This window comes from Novipirellula rosea, from assembly GCF_039541335.1.
Taxonomy (GTDB): domain Bacteria; phylum Planctomycetota; class Planctomycetia; order Pirellulales; family Pirellulaceae; genus Novipirellula; species Novipirellula rosea.
Genome location: NZ_BAABGA010000090.1, coordinates 65,393 through 91,932 on the forward strand (window position 1 = coordinate 65,393; position 26,540 = coordinate 91,932).

The window sequence follows — 26,540 nt, forward strand, 5'->3', positions numbered from 1 at the left end:
GTCCGCGTACACCACATTGTTCCATCGATTCTGAGTCTGTCTTGTTCCAGCGTGCAAGCTCGCTCATGCCGCATGAGCGGACAGAAAGATTGGTGCGACAGAAAGATTTTAAAGAAGCCGCTCTGTCCCATCGATCTCGGTACCACCTAAGCAAATCGATCCATTCTGTCCTTCCTGTCGATCCGACCAGTGGGTGAACCATCACTTTTCGTTGCCAGCGGGCAGCCCCGGTCGCGAGGCGTTGTCGGACTTGCTAATCAAGCGTTACGCGGGCGACGTCAAGAAGTTCAATGCGGTCTATGGAACGTCGCTGAAGGACATGACGGAACTGAAGTCCACGTTCGATCTGACCTACGAAAAGGAATACGAACGCCGCAACTATCCTCGTGTTGGTAAGTCGTTAGACGAACAGAAACTCGCGGATTTTGAAGCGATCGTGTCGCACATGTGCGTGACGCTGTACCAGATCGGTCACGATTCGATTCGTCGCTGGGACGCGAACCACTTGATCTTCGGTTCGTTCATCAAGGAATGGGCGTTGTCGATTGATTCGTGGAAGAAAGTGGCTCCTTATGTGGACATGATCGCGCCGCAGCATGTGAACGAGTTCATTTCGGTGAACGAGATTGCGGATGCAACCAATTTGCCGATCATCCTGTCTGACGAGTACTTTGGGTTTCATTATCCCGGAAAAACCGGCAGCCTGCACGCGGGGTTGGTCTCACACAACGCGCGCGGCGAGATTTATCGAGCCAACTTGATGCGGCACTTTAAAGACCCGCAAGTCGTGGGCGTAACGTATTGCGCATGCATGTACGATCAAGGCGGCGACACATTAGAGAAGAACAATCAAAACGGTTTCTATTCGCTCAATGGACAGCCGCGAACGAAATTGATTGAGGATGTCACTCAGCTGAATCAATCGGTCTACGAACATGCAACCGAGCCCGCATCGCCCGAGGAGCTGAAAAGGCCGCACACCGAATTGTTCGACAAGTGGAAACAGTACAGTGTCCGCCGCGGCCGCTAAGGGGGATAGGCTTCCAGTTTGTCCGAGCAAGAACCATTGAATTTGGCCGAGTTGGAATTCCAGCGAAATCTGCTGATGTCATCGGATATTGGGTGGGATTTTTTATGTTCTCTTCATCGCAGTTACCTCTCCCCCGACGAAGTCGGGGGAGAGGTCGAGCACGCCCTTCAAGGCGTTGCTCGGGTGAGGGGGCGACCGCGCTATTTCCTGAGCAGTTCCATTGTAACCAAGGTTCTCGTTGGTAAGCGAGTTGCTCGGTCAGCCCCCTCACCCCAGCGTCGCTGAAGGCTCCGCTGGACCTCTCCCCCAACAAAGTTGGTGGAGAGGTGGCAGAAAACCAACGCAATTTAAATCACGACAAGTCCAACGTTTCAGCGGTCCACTGCTCCGTAAAGCATTTACACTTAAAGGCCCACGGCTAACGCCGTCGGCTCACGAATATCTTTCAAAAACAAGAAGCTTCAAATGCGAACAATACGATTCGGCCTGTTGGTGGCCGTGACAACCCTGCTTGCCGTCGCCCCTTGCCATGCAACGGACGCTGACCGCGCAACCGGTTACGTTCGAGTGGAACAGATCGACGGTGTTTGGTGGTTCATCAACGCGGATGGCGAAAAATTCGTCAGCATTGGCGTGAACCATATCGAGCCACACCTCTGGCTCGCTCCGTACAACAAGTCGGCAACGCTAAAAAAGTACGGCAGCGATCTGGTCGGACCGGATGGTCACTTTAACACCAGCGGTGATGCGGCCAAGAAGTGGATTAACGCTCAGGTCAAAACCACGCGTGAGCTTGGTTTCAACACGTTTGGCAAACACACTCATCCTGCGATTGACCCAAAACTTTATCAAGAACAGATTTACTACATCGCCTCGCTCGATACCGCTCCGTTGGCAGGATGGCAAGAACGGCACGGTCGCGGGCCAAGGCCGGATGTGTTTTCCGCGGATTTTGAAAATTTTGTCGCTGAGCGAGTCAAGCAAGTAACGCAGCTCCACAAGGATCAACGCAACCTAATCGGCTATCTGTACACCGATGTCCCCAGTTGGGTGATGGGGCGGGGCGAGCAGATGGAGCAGAACAATACGACGATGATCTATCCATGGATCAATGCGATTCTGCCACTTGGTGAATCCTCGCCGGGCAAATGGCGATGGTTAGAACATTTGAAGCAGCGTTATCCAAACGCCGAAGCGGCAGCCAAGGCGTGGGGCATGCCGATCAGCCCGACGTACGGAATCTCATGGAACGAGATGGCTCGGCAAATGGACTGGACCCACCCCACCGATGTCGACGCCGCGAAAAAGGACATGCTGTCGTTCATGCCGATCATTGCGGAACAGTGGTATTCACTGCACGAACGACTGATTCGCAAACATGACCCGAACCATTTGATTCTCGGCGACAAAAATATGGTGATGTGGCATTATGATTTCATGCTGCCCGCGATCAAAAAGCATGTCGATGTCGTCTGCGTGCAGGCATATGGACCGTGGGAAAATGACAAGAAGCTGACCGACATGATTTACGAAGCAACCGGAAAACCGATCTTCAACGGCGATGGTTGCTTTGGTCTCGCCGGGCCCAACCAGCAGCAGTGGGGCGTGAAGGGATACCGTACCGGCGCGAAGTCGCTCGAAGACGTCACGCGTCTTTACGAAGAGATGCTTCGCGGCATGATGTCAACGCCCTACTACATCGGCTGGCATCACTGCGGCTACATCGAGCAGTGGGATGCGTCCGAACGAGGCGACGCGCCCCGTAACGAAAACGGCTTCCTCGATCCGCTAGAGAATCACCGAACCCAGTGGACCGATGTGCTGAGGGAGATCAATCCCCGGGCGGCGACGCTACACGACGCTGCGAAGTAAGTTTCTCGGCCTCGAGTAGACGGTCTGCGATTTCAGCGATAATGAGATCGCGTTTTTTTGAACTTAATGATTTCTCGGAGTATTTGACTTCGTTGGCGGGTTTGTTTTTACGATTGTTAAACCAGCGAATGATTTTCAGTTTCGTTGGTTGGTTTTTGAAAGTGAACGGCGAGAGAATGCCTCTGCCCTGCATCACATGGAAGGTCCAAGGTTCACCCGTACGATCAATTGCGTCGTAGTGTTGTTTTTCGACGATGTCGAGCTGAGAGAGCTTTTTGTAGAGTGGCTTCACTGACTTTGCAGCGAGAAGCACACCATCAATGTCGATAATGACGGGATACTTGGGGGCACGTAAAAAATACACTAGATCAACGAAGTTCGTCATTTGTTCTCCCTTGCATGTTCAACATTCTAGCGGTTTACACATGCATGGAAAGTCGGGCGTCCATCATCGCCAAAGGCCAACCGCCCAATTGTCTGTTCGGGAGCCTCAGAGGGATATCCTGAATCAATCACCGAACCCGATGGACTGACGTCATGCGGGAAAAAACATGGCGACCAAAATCCGTCGGTGGCGAGCTACTGGCTACATCGCCGCTTCCATCTTGGCTTTTTCGATCGAAGTGTCCATGTCTTTGAACAATTGCTCGGCACTCTCGTCAAAAATGCGGCCGATCAGCAAGTCGGTCACGCGGCCGCGGTGTTCAGGATACTCTTTCATAAACCGGCCGATGCTGAATTCTTTGGTATAGAACGCGGTCACCAATTTCCGCAGCCACTGGACCCCTTCGAGGAATGGCTCGGTCCAGCCGCCGAGCTGTGCGGCGCTGAGGTCGTTTTTCTTGAATCCTTCGACGACCGCGTCGCCCGCCCGCACGCCCATCTCCAGTGCAAAGTAGACGCCCGAGGAGTAGACGGGATCGATAAATCCGAGAGCATCGCCGACCAATACCCAGCCATCGCCCGCGTGTTGTTTGGTCATGTATGAAAATTCTTTGGCAACACGAATGTCCCCGAGTCGCGTCGCGTTTTGCAAGCGAGGTTTCAGTCCAGGACAACGCTGAAGTTCCTCGTAAAAGACCTCTTCGGGTTTGGCCCGGCCTTTGAGCATATAGTCCGTATCGCCGACGCAACCGATGCTGGTGATTCCTCGTGACAACGGAATGAACCAGAACCACGATTCTTTGGATTCGGTATTCAGGATGATGGTGGCCCCACCGTTGTCACCTTCGTCTCGGACCGCGTCGCGATAGTATGACCAAATCGCGACTTTGCGGAGGTCCGGATTGACCTCCTTTAATTTCAATTTGTTGGCAATGAAGGACTGTTGCCCAGTGGCATCAATCACGACCGGACAATCTATCTCGCGTTCATTGCCGTCTCGGTCACGCACTCGCACGCCGATGATCTTTTGCATTTCGTCAAAGCGGACGTCGATCAAACGGGTTTGGTCATAGCAGTCGGCGCCGAGTTCTTCGGCGCGGTCGAACAACATCTTGTCGAATTCGCTGCGCTCGACTTGCCATGTATCGCTGCAATCTCGCATGTCGTGTTGGCGAAAAAAGAAGGGGGCTGATTCGTTGCCATGATGGCTCACAAATTGCACGCTCTTTTTGACTTGAAAGCGGGCGTCTTTCATCCGCTCAATCAAACCGAGTCGTTCAAGTGGCCAATACGATTCCGGCATCAGCGATTCCCCAACGTGGAAACGAGGAAATGCTTCGCGTTCGATCAGCAGCGTGGAATGCCCCGACTGGGCCACGATAGCGGCAGCTGTACACCCCCCAGGTCCACCACCAATCACGACGCAATCGTAACTTGACTTCATCATTTTTCTTTTTCTCGTGTTTCAAAACAATAAACAATAGGGTGATTCTGCTGTCGAGCATTAAGAATGCTGGCTTCGTCGATCGGTCCGCCACCGTGCTTGTCGGACAACATGCACAAATCCAAAGGAAAAAATGCTTCACAGCGTAGCGTTATCGTGCTCGGCACAGTTTTCCTTGCCGTCGTATTCTAACCATCGCGGCAAGCTTCTTTGGTTAGACGTAAGCAGTGTGGCTGCAAAATTCGTATTTCGGTGGTTATAACAACAGCAGTGAGTTATATCGCATGCCACGTTCGGCAAGTGATCACCGTTTCGCAGCAGGAGCCCATCCATGGCTGAAATCGATTACCGTCGACGTCGTTATCTGCGGCGACTGGCGATCGGTGTCGGTTTGCTGTTGGTGTTGGCGATTCCGGCGATTTTGCATTCGCACGCGGCAATCGAGAGCATTTTGAATCGTCCCCCAGACTGGGTGCCAGATTCGCTGCCAGAAAAGGCCGAGTTCAACGAGTTTACGCATCGCTTTTCCGCCGCCGACGTCATTCTGATGGGCTGGGACGGATCCGATCTGGGGTCCGAATCGCTGCAGAATGCAGTAGCGTTATTGGATCCGCTGTGCCAGCAGCCGAATGATCTGCTGGACGAGGCTCGCGAGCCGCTGCCCGATTGGGCGCTCGAGAAGATTGCCGAGGTACAAGCAATTTGTGGTGACACACATCCGCTGAAATGGTGTCGCAGCGGATCGAACATGCTCGACAAGATGATGGCGTCGCCGGCGAATTTGCCTCGCCGTGTTGCGGTTGCCCGTTTGCATGGATCGATGGTCGGTGACGACGGCGAGCAAACGTGCATGATCGTATCGATGGATGAATCGGCACTGGTCGCACGACGTCATGTGTTGCCAGTGATTCGCGAAATGGTGGCGCGGCAAGTCGACGTTCCGGTCGACGCGGTCGCGATGGTCGGCGGTCCGTTTGACGGAGCGACGGTGGATGAGGCGAGTGTCCGATCGGTTCGTTATTTTGCACCACCCTCGGCAGTGTTTGCCGCGATTTTGTGTTTTATCGCTCTGCGGTCGATCCCTTTGACTGCCGTGATCACGTTGGTCGCCGTGATCGGTGAAGGGATGGTGTTGGCGGCGGTCTACTATCTGGGCACTCCGCTAAACGCCGTGCTGATCGTATTGCCGCCGTTGGTGTTCGTGTTGACCGTGTCGGCGGGAATCCATCTCAGTAATTATTACTTGGATGCATCGCACGAACATCCGGAACTCAATCGCACCGGAGCGGCGCGGCGGGCGATGCGAGCGGGAATGTCTCCCTGTTTGTTGGCAACCGGAACCACGGTGGTCGGACTGGGGTCACTGGTGTTGGTACGGATCGAACCGATCCGCATTTTCGGTGCGATTGCATCGATGGGAGTCTTGGGCACGCTGCTGATGTTGTTATTGGTGCTGCCCGGGGCAATGGTGCTGACCGATCCTCGTATGCCATCGCCCGAGGCCGAGCCCAAAGACACTTGGCTCAGCCGGATTCGCGGTCGCGTGCGGCGCAGGATTCGTAAGCGATTGGCGCGTCCGTGGCCGGTCATCATCAGCTTTGTCGTGATCACGATCGGGTTTGGCTTCGGGCTTCGAAACCTTGAAACCTCGGTCAATGTCCCACGAATGTTTTTGCCTCGCAGTGACATTCGAGTTCAATATGAATGGTTCGAAGAGAATATTGGACCGACGGTAACGGGCGAACTGTTAGTCTCGTTTCCACCGATGACCGAAGACGATGACCCGCTGCAGCGATTGGATTTGGTCAAACAGGTACACAAGACGGCGCTCCAACAGGAATCGGTCGATGGCGTGTTGTCGCCGTTGTCGTTTATTCCGCCAGTTCAGAGTGGGGCCAGTTTGTCGGCGACCGCCAGCCGCAGTGTGGTGCGTTCATTGATTCGTGACCCCGAGTCGTCAATTGGGAAATTGGGGTTCATTTCGCGTGACGATAACGCAGAGGTGTGGCGGATCAGCATCCGCTTGCCTCAGAATGAAGATGTCGATCACGGAGCGATGATCACGCATATTCGCCACGCGGTCGATGCCGCCATTGCCGATAGCGAATTGGATGCGACCGTCACGTTAACGGGGCATGTCGCGATCGTTCAGAAAGCTCAGGAAGTGCTGCTCCGCGACTTGTTCCGCAGCTTCATGGCCGCGTTTGGTGTCGTTGCGATCGTGATGATGTTCTTGCTGCGAAGTTTGCTCGGCGGTTTGATCGCGATGCTTCCCAATCTGTTTCCCACGATCGCCTTGTTCGGGTGCATGGGGTTGATTCGTACACCCTTGGACATTGGGTCCGTAATGACGGCAAGTGTGGCGCTGGGAATTGCAGTCGACGATACGATCCACTTGGTCAGCCGCTATGGTTCACGTCGAGCCCGCGGGCTGGGCCAGATTCGTGCTGTCTTTGGAGCGTTGTCGCAGTGCGGTTGGGCGATGTTGCAAACAACGCTCGTTTGCGGATTGTCGCTGATGGCGTATTGGTTCAGCGATTTTGTGCCGACCAGCCAATTTGCGGTGTTGATGATGGGATTGCTGATGGCGGCGCTGGTGGGCGACCTGCTGTTATTGCCATCGTTGATGTCCAGCGTTCTGGGACGCTGGTTGGCACGGTCAGTCGGAGCCGACCCGAAAGCGGCGATTGGATCGGACGAACCGCGTCGCCGCAAACCATTCGATGTGCGGCGGTTGCCGCGGCGTCGACGAACACGGCAAACGCGGTCGACTCAAAATAAATGAATTAGCGGTTTCGCCGATCAGGCTATCGCTGGACCGCAATCGTCGAGGCGAATGATTTTACCGGTGGCATCACGACACCATATTTGGCCGCCTGGACTTTCATCGCGCGCTCGAAGAACGGAAACGGAAAATCAGGGCGGCGACGCAGCGCATAACGCTCCACCGCGACGACCAGTCTGAGATCGAGTTTCTCTTCTTTGACTTGCAGCACGACGAAACGTAGGTAGGCACGCTGGTCTTCGCTCGTGGCTCGCAGCCGGTTGACCAATTGTTCCTCAAGCGTCGCACTTCGATCGGTCGTTGCGGACAACACGCGAGGCACCGTGACCTGAGCCGTCGCCGTTTGCGTTACGATGGTTTGCATTCCGCAGAACAAGCCAATGATCCATGCAAGCTTGGTCCATGTTGGTCGTGTCATGACGATCGATTCCTTTTCTGTCCAGTCGAGTGAGGGCGTGCCCCCTAATGCCGCGGGCCATTGCCAAGCGAACGTGTCGCGCGTTCGTGTTGTGCGTTCGTACACACTCGGGACTACCAAAGTTGGCTGCGGGTTTGCAAGCCGAGAAAAATGGACTGTTCGGCAGAACATGCCCGCTACTTTGCTAGCGTTCCCGGCATGGAGCCTCGCCCGATTGCCACCTAATGCCGTCTACTTTGGTAGCGGCACGGCGCGGGGTCTGTCCGGTTGCGGCGAGTAAAGCGTTCGAAGCCGACCGGACGGCTTGCGGTGGGAAGCTGAAAACTTGGACGGAAGCCAGCGTATTCGAACCGATTGGCGATGCGGCAAACCTAATTTCCATATCGCTAGCAACAATTTGGGAGGTTTACGAAGTCTTTGTCATGGTCGATTCATTCGCTTTGCTCGGGTCGCAGCGATTATGTGTATGGCTTAACCGGCAAAGGCCGAATGACAGTAGTGATATGACGTCGTGCTCGAGAAATTCGTTTGAAAGAGCGGATTTGGCTGGGGCGACCCCTACATAAAACACCACAGCACTCTCGCTACAAGCATGTGGCGTATTCGCGGAAGGATTCGGCGATGAATCGTTGGCTATTGATTGGTTCTCTTGCAGGTTTATTGTTAAGCACGACAGGGTGCTTGCATCACAACGTTCGTGGCGGCAGTCACGGCTGTGGCAATCCAAGCTGCAACTCGGGCCAATGTGGCTCGACTGGCGGCACGGGCTTACTAGGCCGGATTGGCGCGAAACATAGCGGTTGCCAATCGTGTGGCGGCAACTGCGGCGGCCGCACCGGCTGCGTTGCCGGCCCTCTCGGCTGGCAACAAGGTGGATTGGATTACAGTTCGCACTTGCAACCGGGGCTATTCGGCCACGGTGCGGGGGCACAGATCCAAGCCCAACCGGTCAACCCAGGGCCTCCGACCGGCCAGGTCGGCTATCCCTATTACAGCCATCACGGGCCTCGTGATTTCTTGTTGGATAACCCACCGACGATCGGTCGCTAAAACCGATTTATCGGGCGAAATCGGCGCCGGTTCGTTTGAGACCCTGGGGGCGCAATGCCCCCAATTTCAGCGGCCGAAGCACCGTCGCCGACGACCAGGTTCTGTTACCAGCAGGCTGACTACGGTTACCAGCAGGCGGACTACGGTTGCCAGAAAGCTAGGTGCGGTTGCCAGAAAGCATAGAGAGGGCGATGCCACGGTTCACCAGGCAGACGCTCGCTGGGAATGTGGTTACGATTGTAATTGTGATTCGTAACCACGCCTTGCAGAAACATTGAGGTGTGATTTTGGTTTGGTCATCTGAATTGAGGGAAGTACCGTGTCGTCCGACTTTCGCTTGAAAGAGCAGCTGCCTGAATTAACCGAGCAGATTGTTGCGACCTATACGCCCGACGATGCGATCAATCATCTCGGTCATTGCCCGCTGCCAAGTTACACCGCAGTGGTCGAGATTTTGCTGGATTTGAAGGATGTTCTCTACCCAGGTTACCGTCGTAAAACGGGACTGCACGCAGGGAACGTTCGCTATCATGTTGGCAGCTTGATTGATTCGCTGCATGACCAATTAACGACTCAGATTGCCCGGGCGCTGCGACACGAGCACCGTGTGCAAAAGAATCACATGGATTGCGAAAGCGACATCGACTTCGAAGCCAAAGGGCAAGCGATGGCGATCGAGCTGTTAAAGCGAATCCCGGAACTGCGTCGGATTCTCGCGACGGATGTCCAAGCGGCATACGATGGCGACCCGGCGTGCCAAACCAGCGACGAAGTGGTTTTTTGCTATCCCGGTTTCGAGGCGATTACGGTCTACCGAATTGCCCATCAATTGGTCAAGCTGCATGTTCCGTTTATCCCTCGCATGATGACGGAATGGGCGCACAAGCAAACAGGAATCGATATTCACCCCGGTGCAACGATTGGCGATCATTTCTTTATCGACCACGGTACCGGCGTTGTCATCGGGGAAACATGTGTGATCGGTCGCGGTGTGAAGCTGTATCAAGGGGTCACCCTTGGCGCACTCAGTTTCAAGACCGATGACGATGGTCATTTGATTCGCGGAACGAAGCGTCATCCCACGATCGAAGATGGCGTGGTCGTGTACGCCAACGCAACGATCTTGGGCGGCAAGACGACGATCGGCAAAGACAGCGTGATCGGTTCCAGCGTTTGGATCACCAAGAGCGTGGGCCCCCAAACCACCGTGGTACTCGAAAAACCGCAACTGCGAGTTCGCAGTGGGCAAAACGATGCACTTGTCGACGAGCTGAATTTTCAGATTTAGAAGCGAGTGAGGAACCGCTACAACCGCAACGACCGCATCGGGGATGGATCGCTCGTTCTCGGTTTCAAGCCGGTTCTTCGATCAAGTTTAGGAATGGTTCGGAAATCACTTCGACATAAGACCGCAGGTGCGGACCGCGAAGTTATTTCCTAACAATTCCTCGATTTGTCTAAGATGTCAGCGGATATCGGCACTGCGGTCCCCGCAAGACGTTCTACTGAATCCACTCGATTTTCAGTCCCGTCTGCGGCTGGTCAGGATCGTCCATTCGCTGATGGTACATCCACAGCCGGGAATCGTCCGCGAAGGCGATATTCGTGATGGGGCCGAGGTTGTTTGCGGGGATCAGCGTGCCGATAAACCGCAAATCCCGCGAGTTCCAAATGGCGATCGATCCATCATGGCCACCGGTCAACAAGCTTTCGCGATCGGGCGTGATCGTGATCGCCGTCATTTCCGGCCACCGCCGCCGTCCGTTGTCACCGGATTCCCAACGGTTGCCGGTTTTCAAGATATGGCCTTGCCAATCGTGCAGCCGAATTCGGCCATCAAACGCCGCCGAAAAAATTCTCTTCCTGGCATGATCGGTGCATGCTGCACGGAATTGGTTCACTCCGCGTGTGACCACGTTTCCGTCACCTTCATCGAATCGATATTCTCCGATGTATTCGCCAAACAACAAACAATGATTCGTCCGATGCAGCAGACTGGCACGATGGTCCACCGGTAGTCGTAGTTGGCCGACCGTCACCAGTTCGTTACCGGCGTGTTCGGGCTCGCTTGATAATGGCGGCAATTGGCACAATTTGATCGCGTAGCCACGGTCGGAAGAGACGAGCATCTGATTGCCGTCAAAGCCAAAGTCGACCTGGACGAGTCTTTGTCCATCTGTCTCGCATTCCGGACACATGATTGAGTACGAGACCGTCGGTTTCAACAGATTGACCAGCTGAGCGTTGCCGTTGTCGTATCCCACGCTGACCCAATGATCGTTCGGTGAGACTTTGATTTGCGTCGGTAACTCTCCGAGGCGGGGAGTTTGCACCTGATTGATTTGCAAGGTTTTCGTATCAATCCAGAGGACCTTTGAATTGGCACACGCCAGCAGTGCGGTTTTTCCGTCGTGCGTCAGCGCTGCATCGGTTGAATGTTGAGCCGTGGCAATCGAAGGGGCCACGATCGCGTGAGACGGGCTAATCGCAACGGACCCGTCTTCACCGCCGCTAAGAATGTGACCGCGGTCATCGATCGAGATCTCGGTCACGGTGCCGGTGTGTAGAACCTTGATACCGGTTGGATCCAGCACGCTTGGATGGTCCGCGGTTTCGTCGGCCGCATTTGCGATGGTCGTATTCAAGTCCCACGTGACGATCGTTCCGTTGTGAAAGCCGGCGACGACTTGATCCCCCTGGTCCGAGATGGCCACGCAATTGGGGTTGCCGATCGGCTGTTCGAGTCGGATTTTTCGATTTGGCGATTCCAAATCAAACAAATGCAAATAGTCAGCATGCGAGAAGGTGCAGACGAGATAGCGTCCATCTTCGGACAAAGCCATTCGATAAACCAGTTCTTCCAAATCGAATTCCTCGGTGATCGATGGGGTATCGACGTTAACCAGCTGCGGCATGTTTTGCTGTTTCAACGTCAGCAATTGTTTGCCGTTTGGTGAAAAGGTGATGTCGTGGTTTCGCCGAGGTGCGTCAATCGAGACAACGGGGACGTTCGTCGATGCCGTCTCCTTCGGATGTACCGAGAAAATCTGAATCGGTTCGTAGCGGCAACCGACCGCGATGCGAGTGTTGTCGGGACTGAAGGCAAGCGATTGGATGGTGGTGGGAAAATCGGTCAACGGTGCCGGAAACGAGGAACCGTCCAGCGAAATGAACTCAACCTCGTTGCGTGTTTCTAGCCATTGCCCGTCTTCGGCAATCTGTTTGCCCACTGCCATCAAGGTTTCGTCGGCAGTGACCGCCACCGAATAGACACGCGTGTCATCGGGAAGCACAAATTCTTGCGACAGCTCTGCATTGTCGAGGCGATGAATCCGGATGGTTCCATCTTCGCTGACGACAAGCCCGCGATCGCTTTGCTTCAAAATCAGTACGTCGCGGATCTGAGTGGTATGCGGAGCCAAAGAAAACCAACCTTTGCTCGCCTGGGATTTCAACAGCCGCAAATCATCGCCGATGGGAATCACCCCTGCAGCAAATCGCTCGATCGACTCGGCAATCTGAATCGCCTTGGCCGGACTCTTGCTCGCCAACGACGAATAGGCGTATCGCAAATCGGAATGGTAGGCCGTTTGAATCGCAGTCCGCTCGTGCTCCTTTGCTAGGTCTCGTTGCACACGCGTTTGACGTTCCTGATGGATTGCGATTTCTTTCCGGATTTGAATGTTGGCTAGCGCGAGCTGCAACGATTTTTGTTTGTCGGCGAGACGACGATTGCTGCTGGCCAGAACCATGGCACCGCCAGCAATCAACAGAAACACGGTGGCCAACAAGCCCGTTTCCAATGGTGACCTGCGAGCGGCGTTGATCGTTCGTTCGACAAGCGAACGAGGTCGAGCGTGGACCATCAATCCTTGCTGCCATCGGTTCAGGTCCGCCGTCAATTCACTCGCACTGGCGTACCGCTGTGCGGGATCCTTGGCGAGGCATTTCATGCAGATCGCTTCGAGATCCTTGGGAATGCCGGGTGAAACGATGTGAGGAGCGACGGGTTTTGCGAAGCAAATCGATTCAAACACCTCTTCCGCGTTTCTGCCGCGGTGGGGCAGCATTCCCGTCAGCATTCGATAGGTCAGCACGCCAAGCGAAAAAATATCGCACGATTCACCATGCGTCTGTTCGCTGTACAATACCTGCTCGGGAGCCATGTAGTGAAGCGTTCCAACGATACGGTCATCCGAGTCGATCTGTGGATCGGAAAAAAGGTCTCGAACCAGCCCAAAGTCGGTTAACCGCGGCGATAGTCGTGAGGGCCGCTCGCCCGTTTCGTTGGGTTGCAGCAAAATATTTTGCGGTTTGATGTCACGATGAACCAGCCCGCGTTCGTGGACATGCACGATCGCATCGGCTAAACGCAAAATCGTGTCTCCCACCACCGACGGATCGACCGGCCCAGCGTGGTTTTTCAACCATTGGGCAAGCGTCGGCCCCTCACAGAACTCGGAAACGAGATAGACCGATTGCGAATCTTGGAACGCTTCGTACAGCGGAACCAAGCAGGGGTGGTTCAACCGTGCTGCGGCGCGTGCCTCGAACAACCGAGGATCCTCGTCGTCGGTTTCCGCATTGCGGGTTCGGCGAAATGATTTTAACGCGACCTCGCGTTGCAACATCTCGTCATAAGCACGATAGACGGTTGAAAATCCGCCGACACCCAAGATTCCGCGAATGGCGAAACGTCCAATCTGCAGTGGCGTTTCAAAGTCATCATCCGGTGTAGCGGAGCCGAGCGACTGGGTTGCCACCGAATCGCCAACATTCCTGAATCGCTCAAGCACCGCATTGAGCCGAGTTTCATCCAACAGTAAACGCCCCGTGAAAGAAGCGTCTTTGTTGTGATGCAATTGCTGATGAAACGAATTGGTTTGTGATCTGTGAATGTCGACCGAATCATTCACAGATGGCTCTGACTCACTGCGCATGCCCCACCGTATTTCCTGCGTTCATCGCTAATTGCGTGTCAAATCCCAACCGTCGAGCCAGGTGGTCTTTGTCCGCTTCATTTGGAAATCTTTTTCCATTCGCTCAGCCATATCAGGAAGGTGGCCGGCGCCATAGAACACTGCAATCTTCTTTTTGCCCGCTTCGAGTTCTTCGCGGAGCACTTCAAAGGCCTTGGCGTTACGTCCTTTGATCAAGGTGTTTTCACCGTTGGCGTCATCCAGTCCGGCAGTGACCGAATCGATGTCGACCATTTGCCGCGACATCAATTGTTTCAAGTGCATGGCGCGGTCGTCGCTGAAGAGTGCCATCAACATTCCCGCTTCGCCACCCGACGCGGCCTGTGATGCCAAACCAGCTCCCATCATGCGGGCGCCCATCTTCCAGATGCTGTCGCCACGTCGGCTCAAGTCTTCGACAAATTCCTCGGGACTCATGTCCGCATGCCGAAAATTCTTGGACATATAGTCGATCTTTTCCAACTGGTATTCCAACCCCAGCATGTCTTTCATGCCCGTCTGCATCGATGACAAGATCGATTGGCGATTTTTGAGATCTTCGGGGCGAAAGCGGGTGCCATCGGGAGCCACCAATTCGTACAGCACCGTATCGTATTTGGCCAACCGCTTGCTCAATTCCGCATAATATTCGCTTTGTCCAATGTGGACGACGCCCACCAAATCGACCACGCGGCCGGCGAAGGGCGTGTCGGGTTTGCCAACGTAGCGGACAATCGCGGTCTGCAATGCCCGCGGTTTTCCTTCGTCCGTCTGGTCAACCCGAATGTAGGCCGCATCCGATTTGGCGGCATCTGTCTTGGCTTTCTGCTCGGCGGGCGGCTCAGCCACCACCTGGGCAAATAGCGTCGCGGCACCCGTCAACACACAAGCAAATAGTAAAACGACAAGCGTGATCGCGTGACGAACGAGTTTCGATTGGTGGATCCGATTCATTCTCAATTAGCCTTGATAGCAGCCGTGATTCCGACCGAGCGGGATGGAGCGTTGGTTCTTCTACAATCAAGGATAGTGGCTTTTGCGGAAACCGACAAACCACGCTCGCGGAGGCCTTGACCAAATCGCTGCAATCCCGCGTTTTATCCGGAATAGGAGGAATTTCAGTCCTACAGGCGGCGGACGACAACATCGTCGAATTCGTTCAGGTCATCAAACGAACCGAGGCCGATTTGCCCCTTGCCAAAGGTTTTGTCGGTGACCGACATGTGCGGTTTGCTCATGTCATCAAAGAACACGTCGATCTTGCCCGAATCGACATCGCGGGTGACTCGGACCTTGTGCCATTGGTCATCCCAGGGAGTCAGTGACTCGTTTTTCGTCAGCGCCAAACGCGGGGCTTCGTTGACAATCATGATTTGCCCGCTGTGGGGATCCGGTTTAGCACCCAAGTGCACGTAATAAAAGTGCTGGTCGTCTTGGTAGTTGAAAAAGACACAGCAATCGCGATGGTTGCCAGTGTCTTTGGTGCTGCGGACGCGAAAGGTAATCTCGAAGCTGCCCAATTCCAAGTCACGAATCAACGCGACATGGCCAGGGCTGCGAACCGGCGGTTTGTAGGCGCTTCCCCGCTCGGTGATCTCGATCGTCGAGTTACCGTCGTGGGTGGAAAGTTTCCAGGTCTCCGGATCAAGCATCTGCCAACGATCGTGGCCGTTTTCAAAATCGTCGCTGAACACAGGTTTGTTTGGCTTTTCAGCCACCGCACTGGCGACCAACAACAACGTGAACGTAGAACTGACAACGAAGCGAAGCATGGTGTGGACTCTTGGGGTAGGAGCGTTGGAGGGTGATTTAGAGCTGATTGTAATCTGCTCGCCTCGGGCGATGGGGTTCACTCTTTGACAATCTTGCCAAACAGATGGCCGCCGACCTTGTCATGTTGCCAAGTTCCCGAGTAGCGTCCATCGTGAATCAAAACGCGAGCACTAAAGGTTCCCATGCCGGGAAGGCTTAATGAATTCAGCGTGATCACCGGAGTGTTGCCGGCGAACAAGATCGGCAGGTCCATCGGGATTTCACTATCGACTTCGCCGTATTTGATCCGAGCGGTCAGACGATAGAGGTCTTTCTCCCCTAGCTTTTCGCACTTACTAATCGTGTACTCTTCGGTCTTTGGCGGCGTGTCGTCTTTGCCATCCACCGTGAACTTGCCAACAAATTTTGCTCCGGTTAGGTAGTTTGAGATTCGTTCGGCGCGGCTATCGGATTCGGAGGCCTGTTGTCCATTTGCCGCCGGTTCATCCGCGCCCCCATGATTCATCGTTAGCGCGGTCATCATTAACGCAAAACCGAGATTCGCAATCAGTCGTGACATGGTTCCATTCGCAATTGGCGGAAGAGAGGGAAAGGGATCTTTACTATCCTATGCCTTCCGCGAGCGCGAGACCACACTTCGCAGCCACGCCATGGCCGCTTTTCCAATTCGCGGCTGCAGAATTTCGGGATGTCCCCCGATGTGGATCGTTTCTTCGTACGTTTCCCCATCCGCAGCGACAATCCACATGCGAACATCCGATGCCGGAACATGCCCTACCAAGTCGCCGGGAATTGCCGGATAACCGTCAACGACCAACAACCAATCCGCACCAAATTGCGATTGAATTTCTGTGAGCGGTGTGTCGGGCATCGCCGCCAACGACAAGCCGCCACGATACGCCGGCGTCTCACCCAGCGAAGCGAACCAATGGCCCAGCGGTGCGGCATAGCCAAGTTCCAGCAGGGCCAGCGATTCGTCGCGAGCCCGCAGCATGGAATCGATCGCGTGATATTGTTCGTAGTTCTCACCGTCACCGAAATACAGCTCGCCGACGCGATTTAGAATTTCGGTTTTCGTGCTCGCAATCTGCTCGGTACACCGCTGCAGCGAATCGGTCATCGCGGTGATTCGCAGCGAGATCGTCGCCTCGCTGACGGTGATGCCGACGCGAGGTTGGCGATCCCTCGCGATCATGTCACCGAGTCGTGATTCCATGTCGCTTTCGCCGGTGCCGAAGAACTTCATCACGTGGTGCAGGATCACGTTGCCGCCGCCCGACATTTCTGCAATCTGGTGCGATACGGTTTCATTGAACATCAACTTCATTTCGGCAGGCACGCCAGGCAACGCAAACACGCGGCAGGTGGTCGAGTGGCCACGGTCGATGACCAAGTCAATTCCCGGAGCGGTCCCTTGCGGATTGGGGATGATTTGACTCGATCGAGGGAACATCGCTTGCACCCGGTTCCGCTCGGGCATCGGCCGCTTGCGGGCTCCGAACAGACTTTCGATATGATCCATCGCCTGTTGACGAAACTCGAGCGGTTCATCGACCACTTCGGCCAGGGCCTCGCGGGTCAGATCGTCTTGGGTCGGTCCCAAGCCACCGCTGCAGAGCACAATATCGACGCGATCGGCGGCGATTTGGAAGACGTCAATGTTGTCTCGCAACATATCGCCGACGGTGGTCTGAAATCGGACTTCCACCCCCAATTCGCCAAGCCGTTGGCTGAGCCACTGAGAATTAGTGTCCAGCCGCGCCCCGCTGGTCATTTCATCGCCGATCGAAATCACTTCCGCCGTCAATTTTAGCGGAGCAGGTTTATTCGGGGGGATGCCGGGGTTCGCCAGATTGCTCATCAATCGATTCTTCCAAAGGTGCGGTTGGATGCTCGATTGTAAGGGTGATTGCCGTTTTGGACAGTTGCCCAAGCAAGATTACGCGATTGCGGAACCCTTCTTGTCGCTCGAAAAACATCCGCTGCGTGATTTCGAATTTGGGCAGCTCGTTCCCCGCAGCACTCTGCTGTCCCGGAACACTTTGCACTGCGGAAACACTTCGCGAAGCCGAAGCTGCGGGAGACAAGGCGGGTTCGATTTCGAAATACCACCAAACATGCGAGCCTTCGTCTTTCCGTCCGACCCAGTGGATTTTTGCCTTCGATAATCCAGCGGCTTTTCTCGTTTCGGGTTTGCCGTCACCGATCGGGCGGATCTGAAACGTCTTGTTCAAATACCGGACGGCGACGTTTTCGATCTCTTGCGACTTGTCCGCCTGCTGTTCGATCCATTGTTGGTCAAGGATATGAAGCCGCAGTGCGACTTCGAAGCGTTTGCTGTCGGCGTTCCACTGGACTTCGCTGACGGTTTCATGGACCGGGTGTAGCATCACCAGGAACAGCAGTGCGTGGAACATGATCGATCCGAACGTTGAGGTGGAAATGGACTTAGGCCGAAGGTTTTTTGCGAGGCGAGGCTTTGGGCCGCGAGTGAGGCGTTTTGCTTGACTTGGTTTCGTCCGCCTGTTCGCCGGAGGAGCCCTTCGCTGATCTGGCCTCCGTTTTTACCTCGGGTTTCCCATCCTTGTCGCCATCCTTTTTATCACCCGATTCTTTTTCGTCCTTCGGCTGCTCGCTTTTCTTCTCGGCTTCGGACGTATCGACGTCGGGCTTGAGAGCCTTTTGCATCGGGTTTTTGCTCTTCTCACTCTTGTACAATTTGAAGCGACTCGGAACAAGTCGAGGCGGCCAATAGTTATTGGATTCCTCAGCGTCGGCGGTTTGCTGTTTTGGATCCAGTTGCAAACGAGCGATCTCTTTTTCGGTGACAAACAACTTGTCGACTTGTTTGCTGTTGCTTCGCCAAATCTGAGCCGGAATGGTCACCGTTTCGCTGGTGTTGTCCGCGTAATGAATGCGAATGATGATCGGCATTACCAAACCACCGACGTTTCGGAACGTGACGACGTAAAAGTTTGTTTTCCGACGCAACAACGCACGCTCGTCCGCTTCGAGTCCGTCGAGGAACTTTTGGTACGCTTTGCGATCCGACTCTTCGACTTTGTGTTCGTCATAGTCGGGGCTGTTATAAAAGTCTTTGAGGCCCGGTTGCAGATCGATTCGTCTGGGCAGGTCGACATTGCGATCTTTCGAGATCGAAGGTTCCTTTTTGTCACGTTCTTGACGTTTGATCTCAGCGTTGATTTCCGGATCGCCGCTGTCAATTTGATAGAGCCGAACGTCGCTGATCGCGATGTCAACATGATCGGTGCTGAAGAACCAACCTCGCCAAAACCAATCCAAGTCGACGCCCGAAGCGTCCTCCATCGTACGAAAAAAATCGGCTGGGGTGGGGCGTTTGAAACGCCATCGCAACGCGTATTCTCGGAATGCAAAATCAAACAGCTCGCGGCCCATGACCGTTTCCCGAAGGACGTTCAATGCGGTCGCCGGTTTACCGTAGGCGTTATTGCCAAAGCTTAAAATTTCTTCGCTGCCGGTCATGATCGGACGTTGGCCGCCACCCTTCATGTAGGGCACCATCTTGGCAGGTTCGCCACGACCCGATGGATAGTCCTCTTCCCATTCTTGTTCGGTCAAATATTGCAGAAAGGTATTCAGACCTTCGTCCATCCATGTCCATTGACGTTCGTCGCTATTGACGATCATCGGAAAGAAGTTGTGACCGACCTCGTGAATGATCACCGAGATCAATCCGTACTTGGTCGCCTTGCTGTAAGTCCCGTCGTCTTCGGGACGCGGTCCGTTAAAGCAAATCATCGGGTACTCCATCCCATAGACCGGACCATTGACGCTGATCGCAACGGGGTAGGGATAGGGAAACGCGTAGCGTCCGTAGACTTCAATCGTGTGAGCGATCGCTTCGGTCGAATACGTGCTCCACAGCGGATTGCCCTCGTTGGGATAATACGACATCGCCATCACGGGGTTGTCTTCCCCTTCGACTTCGACGCCCATCGCATCCCAGATAAATTTGCGGCTGGCGGCGAAGGCAAAATCGCGGACCTGTTTGGCTTGAAATGCCCACGTCTTGGTCCCCTTTGCACGACTTGTTTCGTTCGCTTTGGCCTCTTCGGGAGTGATGATCATCACCGGTTTTTCGGCGGAGCGCGATGTTTCGAGTCGTTCGATCCATTCCGCTTTTAAGACTTCGTCGACGTTTTGCAATTCGCCGGTCGCGGCGACGACCATGTCACTTGGCACGGTAATGCGAACGTCAAAGTCACCCAATTCGAGCGTGAATTCACCACGTCCTAGAAATTGTTTGTGTTGCCAACCGGTGTAGTCGGTGTAGGCCACCACGCGTGGATACCACTGAGCAATTTCGTAGATATAGTTTTCGTCTTTTTCGAAAAACTCGTAGCCGCTGCGAGCACGAATGATTTTGCTATCGACGATGTTGTAACTGTATTTGACTTTCAGCTGAGTGGATGCACCGGCTGCGAGTGGCTCCGGCAAATCGATCCGCATCATCGTTTTGACAATCGAATGAGGCAGCGGATGGTCGTCGCCATCGGTCACCGATTTGATGTTGTAGCCACCCTCGAAAGTCGAACGAGCCAACAGCGAACGAATTGCATTAAATTCGACTCGCGAGTGCATCGACGGCGCCGGAGCGGTGGTGACCGCGTCCGAGTCGGGCTTGAAAATGTTTTGGTCCAATTGCAGCCACACGTAGGACAGCGTGTGAGGCGATTGATTGTGGTAGTCAATCGCCACGGTGCCGCGAATTCGTTGGTTCGCGTCATCCAGTGTGACATCAATGTTATAGTCGGCACGCTGTTGCCAGTAGCCGGGGCCAGGGGCCCCCGAGGCGGTTCGCGTACTCGTCGGCGTCGGCAGCCATGAATCGATTTGGAAGAACCGATCGGTCGAATCGCTGTGCTTGGAATTCGGCAAGAATTGGGCGTTCGCTATTTGCCAACCGAACAGAATGGTGGCGATTAAGAAGCTGAATCGGATCAGCGGGTGAGAGATTCTCAAGATAGTTTTCACTGCGGCAACATCGTGATTGCGAGGAATCAGGTGGCGATTTTTGACCTAGTTTAACCAGCTTGCCAAGATTTGACGTGGGGCTGCGAAAAATTGTTTCCACATTCATCGCCAGCGTGATGGATCCTACCCACTACGACGTTCGACGGGCGGTTTTCATAGCGGCGCGGCTAGGGGGCCATGGCGGGACTGCTAAGACTTTGCGGTTGACGTCGATTGAGGGTGAGTTTTTCTTCCGCCCCAATACTGCGGTTACCTCTCCCCCAACGATGGATACTGCTGATTAAACGTAGCAGAAGTCGTCAAGACTTTCGTTCGAGTGTCGTAGGCCCCCCGGCAACGCTTGACGAGTTTCGCTGCGAGAGAATGCGTCACCGCGTTGGCCATAACGGCTGATATAAGAGCGGTGATGTCGAGCTGATTCAGCAGCCCAGCGCAAGCCGCCCGGTCTGGTTCGACCGTTTGGCTCGCTGCAACCGTTCGCTCGTGCTGCACTGCTTCCAAAGTCGTTGGGCGAGCTTAGCTAAGCAGGCCGGCCAAGTCGTCAGCCAACAAATCGAGCACGTCGTCATCATCATCCGTAGCACTGGTGAAACCGGTTGCCACGGAGGCGTTCGCCGTTTGCGAATGGGTCGGCCCATCGACCGAAACCACCTTGCCGTTACCGCTGGACAATTCAGCAAAGACCGAATCGGTTACGGGGTCAACGGATTGTGACGAAGCAGTCGTTTGAAGCATCGCGGTGGCGACTTGTTCGCCCTCACCGCTGGTGCCGGTTGGTTGCACGCGACGACTCAGTTCGTTGATGACTTGAAGTGCATCGAGCGCGGTTACCGCTCGGTCACCATTGACGTCAACGTAATAAGAACTGACCAGTAGCGATTCACCTTCAGCCGCTGATGGCAACGCTCGTGCCATTTCGTTAATGACGTGCAACGCATCAATCGGAGTCACTTGACCGTCATTATTGACGTCCGCCGGAAGTCGCGTGTTCTGCAGAGGCGATTCGCCTTGCCCGCTCGATCCCACCGTAATGTTCAACGCTTCGTAGCGAATTTGCGAGGTCGGTACCGGGTCGTTTTCCTGGAATAGAAGCGTGTCCTGGAACGGCGATGCATCCGCGGGTGATGCGGCAATGATGCTTTGGCCTGGGGCGATCGCATCAAAGAACACCGTCGCCATGCGAGTAGGGTTCAGACTTGGGAAGTTGCTCGGGGTCGCGTTGGTTTGACTACTGACACTTCCGAATTCGTCAATGATCCCTGGCCGTGCTGCCGTTCCAACACCCGCTGCGGCGTTGAAATTGCTGCCAAAGGTAACATCAAAGTTGAATCGGTCGCCGAGGTTTGTATTTGCCGGACGAATCGAATCGGAATCGTATAGCATGTCCAAGAAGCCTGCGAAGACAAACGTGCTGTTGCTTCGCAGATCTTCGAGATTGACCTGGACACCAAAGCGATCGCCGACGCGAATCTGGCTGCTGCTGATCGGTTGACCGCCTGCGTTGACCAGATTCAATCCGACCAGCACTTGGTCATCGGCATTTGCATTTCCGTACGCCAAGGTGACTTGAGCGGTACTGCGAATGCCTTCGTTGGTCACGATCACATAGGTGAATTGGTCAAATCCGGACGCCGTTGGATTGTTGGTCGGACGATAATTGAAATAGTCGTCACTGAGATCGTTTGGCGTATTGTTGTTATTGACCGTGATCGTGCCGTTTTGCGGCTGCACGGTGACGCCGAATTCCTGCAGCGTCTTGCCGGCAAATTGATCATTGTCCAAGACGTTCAAACGAGCCGCGGAGGTCGATGAAGCCGAAATCGTGGCACCGGTCGAATCAACGCCTTGCATGAACGCGTCATCCACCGCGGAAACAAACGTTCCATCGCTCGCGAAGATCACAAATTCATTTTTGCCTAGTCGAAGCTGGCTCGGCGTCAAGGCAACGTCTTGTCCAAGCAGCACGGTTTCACTTCGAGGATCGTCCGCAGGGTCGGCCGTAAAGACGGCGACGCCAGGCGACAAGGCTTCAAACGTGATCGTGAACAACTCGGCTTTGCCGGTAAACGGAGTCGGATTATTGACGATCTGGACACCACCGACATCATCAATCAAGCCTGGCTTCTGCGAATTTCCTTGTTGGAAAGTACCGCCCGAAAACAGTGGGCCAAAGCTAATGTCAAATGGAAACGCCGGGTTGGCGGTGGAGGCAACTGTTTTGACCAATTCGTCGGTGTACAGCAAATCCAGGAACGCCGATGCAACGCCTTCGGGGTCACGAGCGTTAGCAAGGTCAAGCTCGTCAACCAACACACGAACACTGAATCGATTCGCGGTTGGGTCGGTCGGATTGAGTTGCAGATTGGTGATCGGGGTGTTGTTCAGCGGGTCAAAGAACTCGATCGAATAATCGACGAGGTCATCGGCCTGCGATCCCGGCAACAGATTGATTGTGACTTGGGCACTCGAGGTCGAACCTGCTCCGTCTTGGATGCTGTAGGTGAACTGTTCGGTGCCCGCAAAATTGCTGGCCGGTGTGTAGCGGAGCGATTGGCCGCCACCGATGATCGTGACCGTTCCTCCGGCACTGCCCGGCGTAACGCTGGCGATCGACAATCCGCCCGACAGGCTGGCGACGTCATTGTCCAGCACGTTGAGGGCACGGTTCTGCGAGCCTTCGGGAATGCTGAAGGAATCGTCGATCGCGATCGGCACATTCGATTGGAACGTGACATCCACGGTCACCGTGGCTGTGTAGAAATTGTTGAAGACGTCACTAACGGTGTAGGTAAAGACGTCGCGTCCGGTGAAGCCGTTTTGCGGGGTATAGAAAATCGAACGCCCACCGTCGTCATCGGCGATTCGTACCGATCCGCTGGTACCGTTGTTGTTGAACGAAACAATCGTCAGCGGGTTTTCGGCGGTTTCGAAATCGTTCGCCAGTACGTTTAGTCGTACCGGAGGACTGTTTCGAGAAACTTGCAAATTCAAATCGTCATTGGCGACACTGTTGGTCGGCAAAATGCTGACGCGGATGTCTTCCACTTCGCCGGTTTCTGCAAAGCCGCCGGGGCCGAGACCACGAGTTTGGCTGAGCCGGAATCGAGCGTAGGTCGAACCGATGATCGCGTTACTTGGGACTGCGGCACTGACCGTTTGAGTCGCTCCGGTTACGCCGCTAGCGACCGTGATTTCGGGCAATCGTTCGCCGGGCCCGTTGAAGGTGCCGTCGCCGTCAAAGTCGACGAAGCCTTGCAGGTAAGCGGGGCTGCCGGTGGTATTGGTGACGGTGACTGCAAATTGACCGGTCGATCCCAATCCGAATGGGGTCGCTTGACGGACGCCATCTTCATCATCGCTGCCGTTATTGTCGTCGCCATCGGCGGCAACGCTCGGTTGTCCATCGAGTTCACGGTCCACCGACGCGCCGATCGTCAAACCGGTCGTGATGCCGTGCGCCGCACCGCCGACTGCTTCGGTCGTCAGATAGGTGTCCGGAGCATCACCAAAGTCGCGTGATGGCAAGTTGCCAAAGTCTTTATCAAAGACGGCCGAGCCATCAAAGACAACGGTCCATTCGCCGCCAACCGGGAAGGTTTGAACAAAACCGGCTTCCACGACTTCGCGAATGGTGTAAGTTCCGGGGCCTGGGAAATTGATCGAATACGATCCGTCCGCTTTGGTGATTGCGTTAGGTTCGCCCAGGTCGGGACGGTCGTCGCCGTCCAAGTCCAAGTAGATGTAAACGCCTGCGATGCCCGGTTCATCGGGATCACGCAGACCATCGCCGTCATTGTCGCTGAACTTCGTTCCGGTGATATCGGCACGGACCTGAGTAAATCCAAAGTCAATGCCGGAAACGCCATTAAGCGTAACAGTAGTCGATCGAGACGTCGGAGTACTAGCCACGAAATTGACGGGCGCCATGGCAATGACGTTGTACGTTCCAGGAGCCGCCGTTAACGTGAATTGGCCGGATGCATTAGTAACAGCGGTGGGTTCGTTTGAATCTGCTACTTGGTTGCCATTGATATCGGCAAACACGGTAACGCCTGAGAGACCTTTGTCACCGTTTCCGTTACCATTCCGATCCAAGTCGTTAAAGACTCGTCCGGTGATTCCTCCACCGCGTTGCCCGGTGGACAGTACCCATGATAATGCTTGGGGAACAAATTCGGTCCCTACGTAATTTTCGGCCGGATCAAATTGGTCGACGACGAATTCAATTTCGGTGTCATCGGGAGTACCGAAGATTTGGTCATTTCCCACACCCAAATCGAACTCAGGAACGCGAGGCCCCACACCGTCAACCAATGACCCGACATTATTGTTGCCGTTAGTGTGTTCAATTCCAAATGAATGAGCTGCTTCATGAGAAGCGGTCACCGCGATAGTACGAGCGATCGCGTCAAGCGCGGAGGCATTGGAAGCGAGATTAAATTGAGTGGAATACGCAAGCACCAAGTCAAGAGGTGCCAAGACAATTTCACTTGGATTGAAGTTTCCAATATCGCCGGAAGGAGAAACCCCGAGTAATCCACCACCTACCGGTCCTAAATCCGCGTTCGTGCCGCCGATAACGACTCGAGTGACGAGTGGATTGTTAAAACCAGGATCGGGATCTTCCAAGCTGTTGCGAATCTCGATGCCGTATTGTCCAGCAATCCCCGTGGCATCAAAGTCCCCGTTGGATCCGTTGGTGGCAATGGATTGAAAGTGCAATTCGACTTCTTCCACGACCTGGCGAATCAGTCGATTGGTCGAGGCAACATCGAAATCGTCAATGTTCAGCAATGCAAGTGAGTCTTGCAGACTTGGAATGTTGACGAAGCCGCCGGTGGGGATGATGCGACTAAATTGGTCGGCCGCATAGAAACCACCGTCAAAATCGAGATACAGAATCTGTTGCTGACCCACAGCGAGCGACTCTGTTACCGGTCGATAGGTCCGCAGCCCATATGTATACGCACCAGGCGAGGCGCTGGGAGCCGCGATGAAGTAATAGCGGCCATCCTCGGGGACAACTTGTGCTGCTGCAGCATTGCCAAGGGTTTGCAGTGGCGAATTGAACGTGTAGCCAAACTGCCCGTTGTTTACATCGGTGCTAAACCACAATCGCCCGTTGTCGTCGTAGACAGCAATGGTGTCGACTGAGCCACGCACCGAGATGTCAAATATATCACCGGCTTTCAAATCGACCGCGTAAAAATCGAGGTCGGTCCGAATCAACCCCGTCTGGGGCATGATTTCGAAGTTGGCGTTGCCCACCAAGTCAATTGTGTTCCGTTGTCCGGCGGCATTACCGAGCGGCAGCAGTTGCGCGGATTCAAACGAGTCATTCTGACCTCGTGCATTAAACGCTTCGGCTTCGATCGCCGCAAATGCTGGGACAGTACCAACATTGCGTGGTTCAGGATATTTGCCTAACGCGGACGTGACGATTGAGGACAAAGCGTCCCCTGCCATCAATTGACGTTGTTCGAGTCCTTCGAGCATTAGCGTTCGTTTACGCAGCCCCCGTGATGCCAAACTGCGTTTGGCTCGTTTTCGAGAGGCGCGGGTGGGTTGGGGATCGCTAGATGTCGATGCTTGGATCGATTCACTGCGTTTGATCATCGAGGGTCTCTTGCCAAACGTTCTGCCAAGGGATTCACGTGACAATTCCGGTTTTGCCACGGTCTGCCCAAGGGCGTCAAATCAATGACGCTGCGAGGTGGATGTATTCGTCTTCGGTCGTAGTTGTGCCGCTTTTCTCCGCAAGCCGCTTGTCATTCTAATTAGTCCGTGACTGGGATCAGCCAAAGACTAAG

General features: G+C 54.5%; 16 protein-coding genes. 5 read left to right on the forward strand and 11 right to left on the reverse strand.

Annotation, left to right across the window (positions count from 1 at the left end; all coding sequences use genetic code 11):
- Positions 1-193 precede the first annotated feature (193 nt).
- Both ABD971_RS28785 and ABD971_RS28790 read left to right on the forward strand, forming a co-directional pair.
- Complete coding sequence (locus ABD971_RS28785) at positions 194-1,030, forward strand: hypothetical protein (RefSeq protein ID WP_345327180.1); 837 nt, start codon at positions 194-196, stop codon at positions 1,028-1,030.
- Between the two features lie 465 nt (positions 1,031-1,495).
- On the forward strand, positions 1,496-2,902 hold the full coding sequence (locus ABD971_RS28790; RefSeq protein WP_345327181.1) for a hypothetical protein: 1,407 nt from the start codon (positions 1,496-1,498) through the stop codon (positions 2,900-2,902).
- On the opposite strand, the gene ABD971_RS28795 is transcribed toward ABD971_RS28790, so the two are convergent.
- Together ABD971_RS28795 and ABD971_RS28800 are read right to left on the reverse strand one after the other, a co-directional pair.
- Positions 2,862-3,287 (reverse strand): hypothetical protein, encoded by a 426-nt coding sequence (locus tag ABD971_RS28795; RefSeq protein ID WP_345327182.1) that lies wholly within the window; start codon positions 3,285-3,287, stop codon positions 2,862-2,864. The two genes, ABD971_RS28790 and ABD971_RS28795, sit on opposite strands and share 41 nt — an antisense overlap.
- A 201-nt stretch (positions 3,288-3,488) precedes the next feature.
- Positions 3,489-4,730, reverse strand: coding sequence for an NAD(P)/FAD-dependent oxidoreductase (locus ABD971_RS28800; protein WP_339940560.1), 1,242 nt, complete (start codon positions 4,728-4,730; stop codon positions 3,489-3,491).
- Positions 4,731-5,061: 331 nt separating this feature from the next.
- On the opposite strand from ABD971_RS28800, the gene ABD971_RS28805 reads away from it, so the two are divergent.
- Positions 5,062-7,515: an efflux RND transporter permease subunit gene (locus tag ABD971_RS28805; RefSeq protein ID WP_345327183.1), complete on the forward strand. Its 2,454-nt coding sequence runs from the start codon at positions 5,062-5,064 to the stop codon at positions 7,513-7,515.
- A 22-nt stretch (positions 7,516-7,537) separates the two neighbouring features.
- Here the strand turns inward: ABD971_RS28805 and ABD971_RS28810 are convergent, their stop codons facing one another.
- Complete coding sequence (locus ABD971_RS28810) at positions 7,538-7,933, reverse strand: hypothetical protein (RefSeq protein ID WP_339940321.1); 396 nt, start codon at positions 7,931-7,933, stop codon at positions 7,538-7,540.
- Between the two features lie 621 nt (positions 7,934-8,554).
- Between ABD971_RS28810 and ABD971_RS28815 the strand changes: the two genes are divergently transcribed.
- Positions 8,555-8,983 (forward strand): hypothetical protein, encoded by a 429-nt coding sequence (locus ABD971_RS28815; RefSeq protein WP_339940319.1) that lies wholly within the window; start codon positions 8,555-8,557, stop codon positions 8,981-8,983.
- Positions 8,984-9,302: 319 nt separating this feature from the next.
- The gene (gene epsC, locus ABD971_RS28820; protein WP_339940317.1) at positions 9,303-10,271 is read left to right on the forward strand and encodes a serine O-acetyltransferase EpsC; all 969 of its coding nucleotides are present in this window, start codon (positions 9,303-9,305) and stop codon (positions 10,269-10,271) included.
- 214 nt (positions 10,272-10,485) lie between these two features.
- Here epsC and ABD971_RS28825 read toward each other — a convergent pair whose 3' ends face one another.
- The 8 genes from ABD971_RS28825 to ABD971_RS28860 all read right to left on the reverse strand — a co-directional run bounded on the left by ABD971_RS28825 (position 10,486) and on the right by ABD971_RS28860 (position 26,346).
- Positions 10,486-13,899 carry a protein kinase domain-containing protein gene (locus tag ABD971_RS28825; protein ID WP_345327184.1) on the reverse strand — a complete coding sequence of 1,138 codons (3,414 nt, stop codon included), beginning with the start codon at positions 13,897-13,899 and terminating at the stop codon, positions 10,486-10,488.
- A 51-nt stretch (positions 13,900-13,950) separates the two neighbouring features.
- Positions 13,951-14,895 (reverse strand): hypothetical protein, encoded by a 945-nt coding sequence (locus ABD971_RS28830; RefSeq protein WP_339940313.1) that lies wholly within the window; start codon positions 14,893-14,895, stop codon positions 13,951-13,953.
- 170 nt (positions 14,896-15,065) lie between these two features.
- Complete coding sequence (locus ABD971_RS28835; RefSeq protein WP_345327185.1) at positions 15,066-15,713, reverse strand: hypothetical protein; 648 nt, start codon at positions 15,711-15,713, stop codon at positions 15,066-15,068.
- Positions 15,714-15,790: 77 nt separating this feature from the next.
- Complete coding sequence (locus ABD971_RS28840; RefSeq protein WP_345327186.1) at positions 15,791-16,273, reverse strand: hypothetical protein; 483 nt, start codon at positions 16,271-16,273, stop codon at positions 15,791-15,793.
- A gap of 48 nt (positions 16,274-16,321) precedes the next feature.
- On the reverse strand, positions 16,322-17,575 hold the full coding sequence (locus ABD971_RS28845) for a competence/damage-inducible protein A (RefSeq protein WP_345327187.1): 1,254 nt from the start codon (positions 17,573-17,575) through the stop codon (positions 16,322-16,324).
- Entirely contained in the window at positions 17,538-18,131 is a 594-nt protein-coding gene (locus tag ABD971_RS28850) for a DUF6702 family protein (RefSeq protein ID WP_345327188.1), read from the reverse strand. The genes ABD971_RS28845 and ABD971_RS28850 overlap by 38 nt, the downstream gene beginning before the upstream one ends.
- Positions 18,132-18,162: 31 nt before the next feature.
- Positions 18,163-20,718 carry a M1 family metallopeptidase gene (locus ABD971_RS28855; RefSeq protein ID WP_425571388.1) on the reverse strand — a complete coding sequence of 852 codons (2,556 nt, stop codon included), beginning with the start codon at positions 20,716-20,718 and terminating at the stop codon, positions 18,163-18,165.
- Positions 20,719-21,246: 528 nt separating this feature from the next.
- On the reverse strand, positions 21,247-26,346 hold the full coding sequence (locus ABD971_RS28860; protein ID WP_345327189.1) for an Ig-like domain-containing protein: 5,100 nt from the start codon (positions 26,344-26,346) through the stop codon (positions 21,247-21,249).
- Between the last annotated feature and the right edge of the window lie 194 nt (positions 26,347-26,540).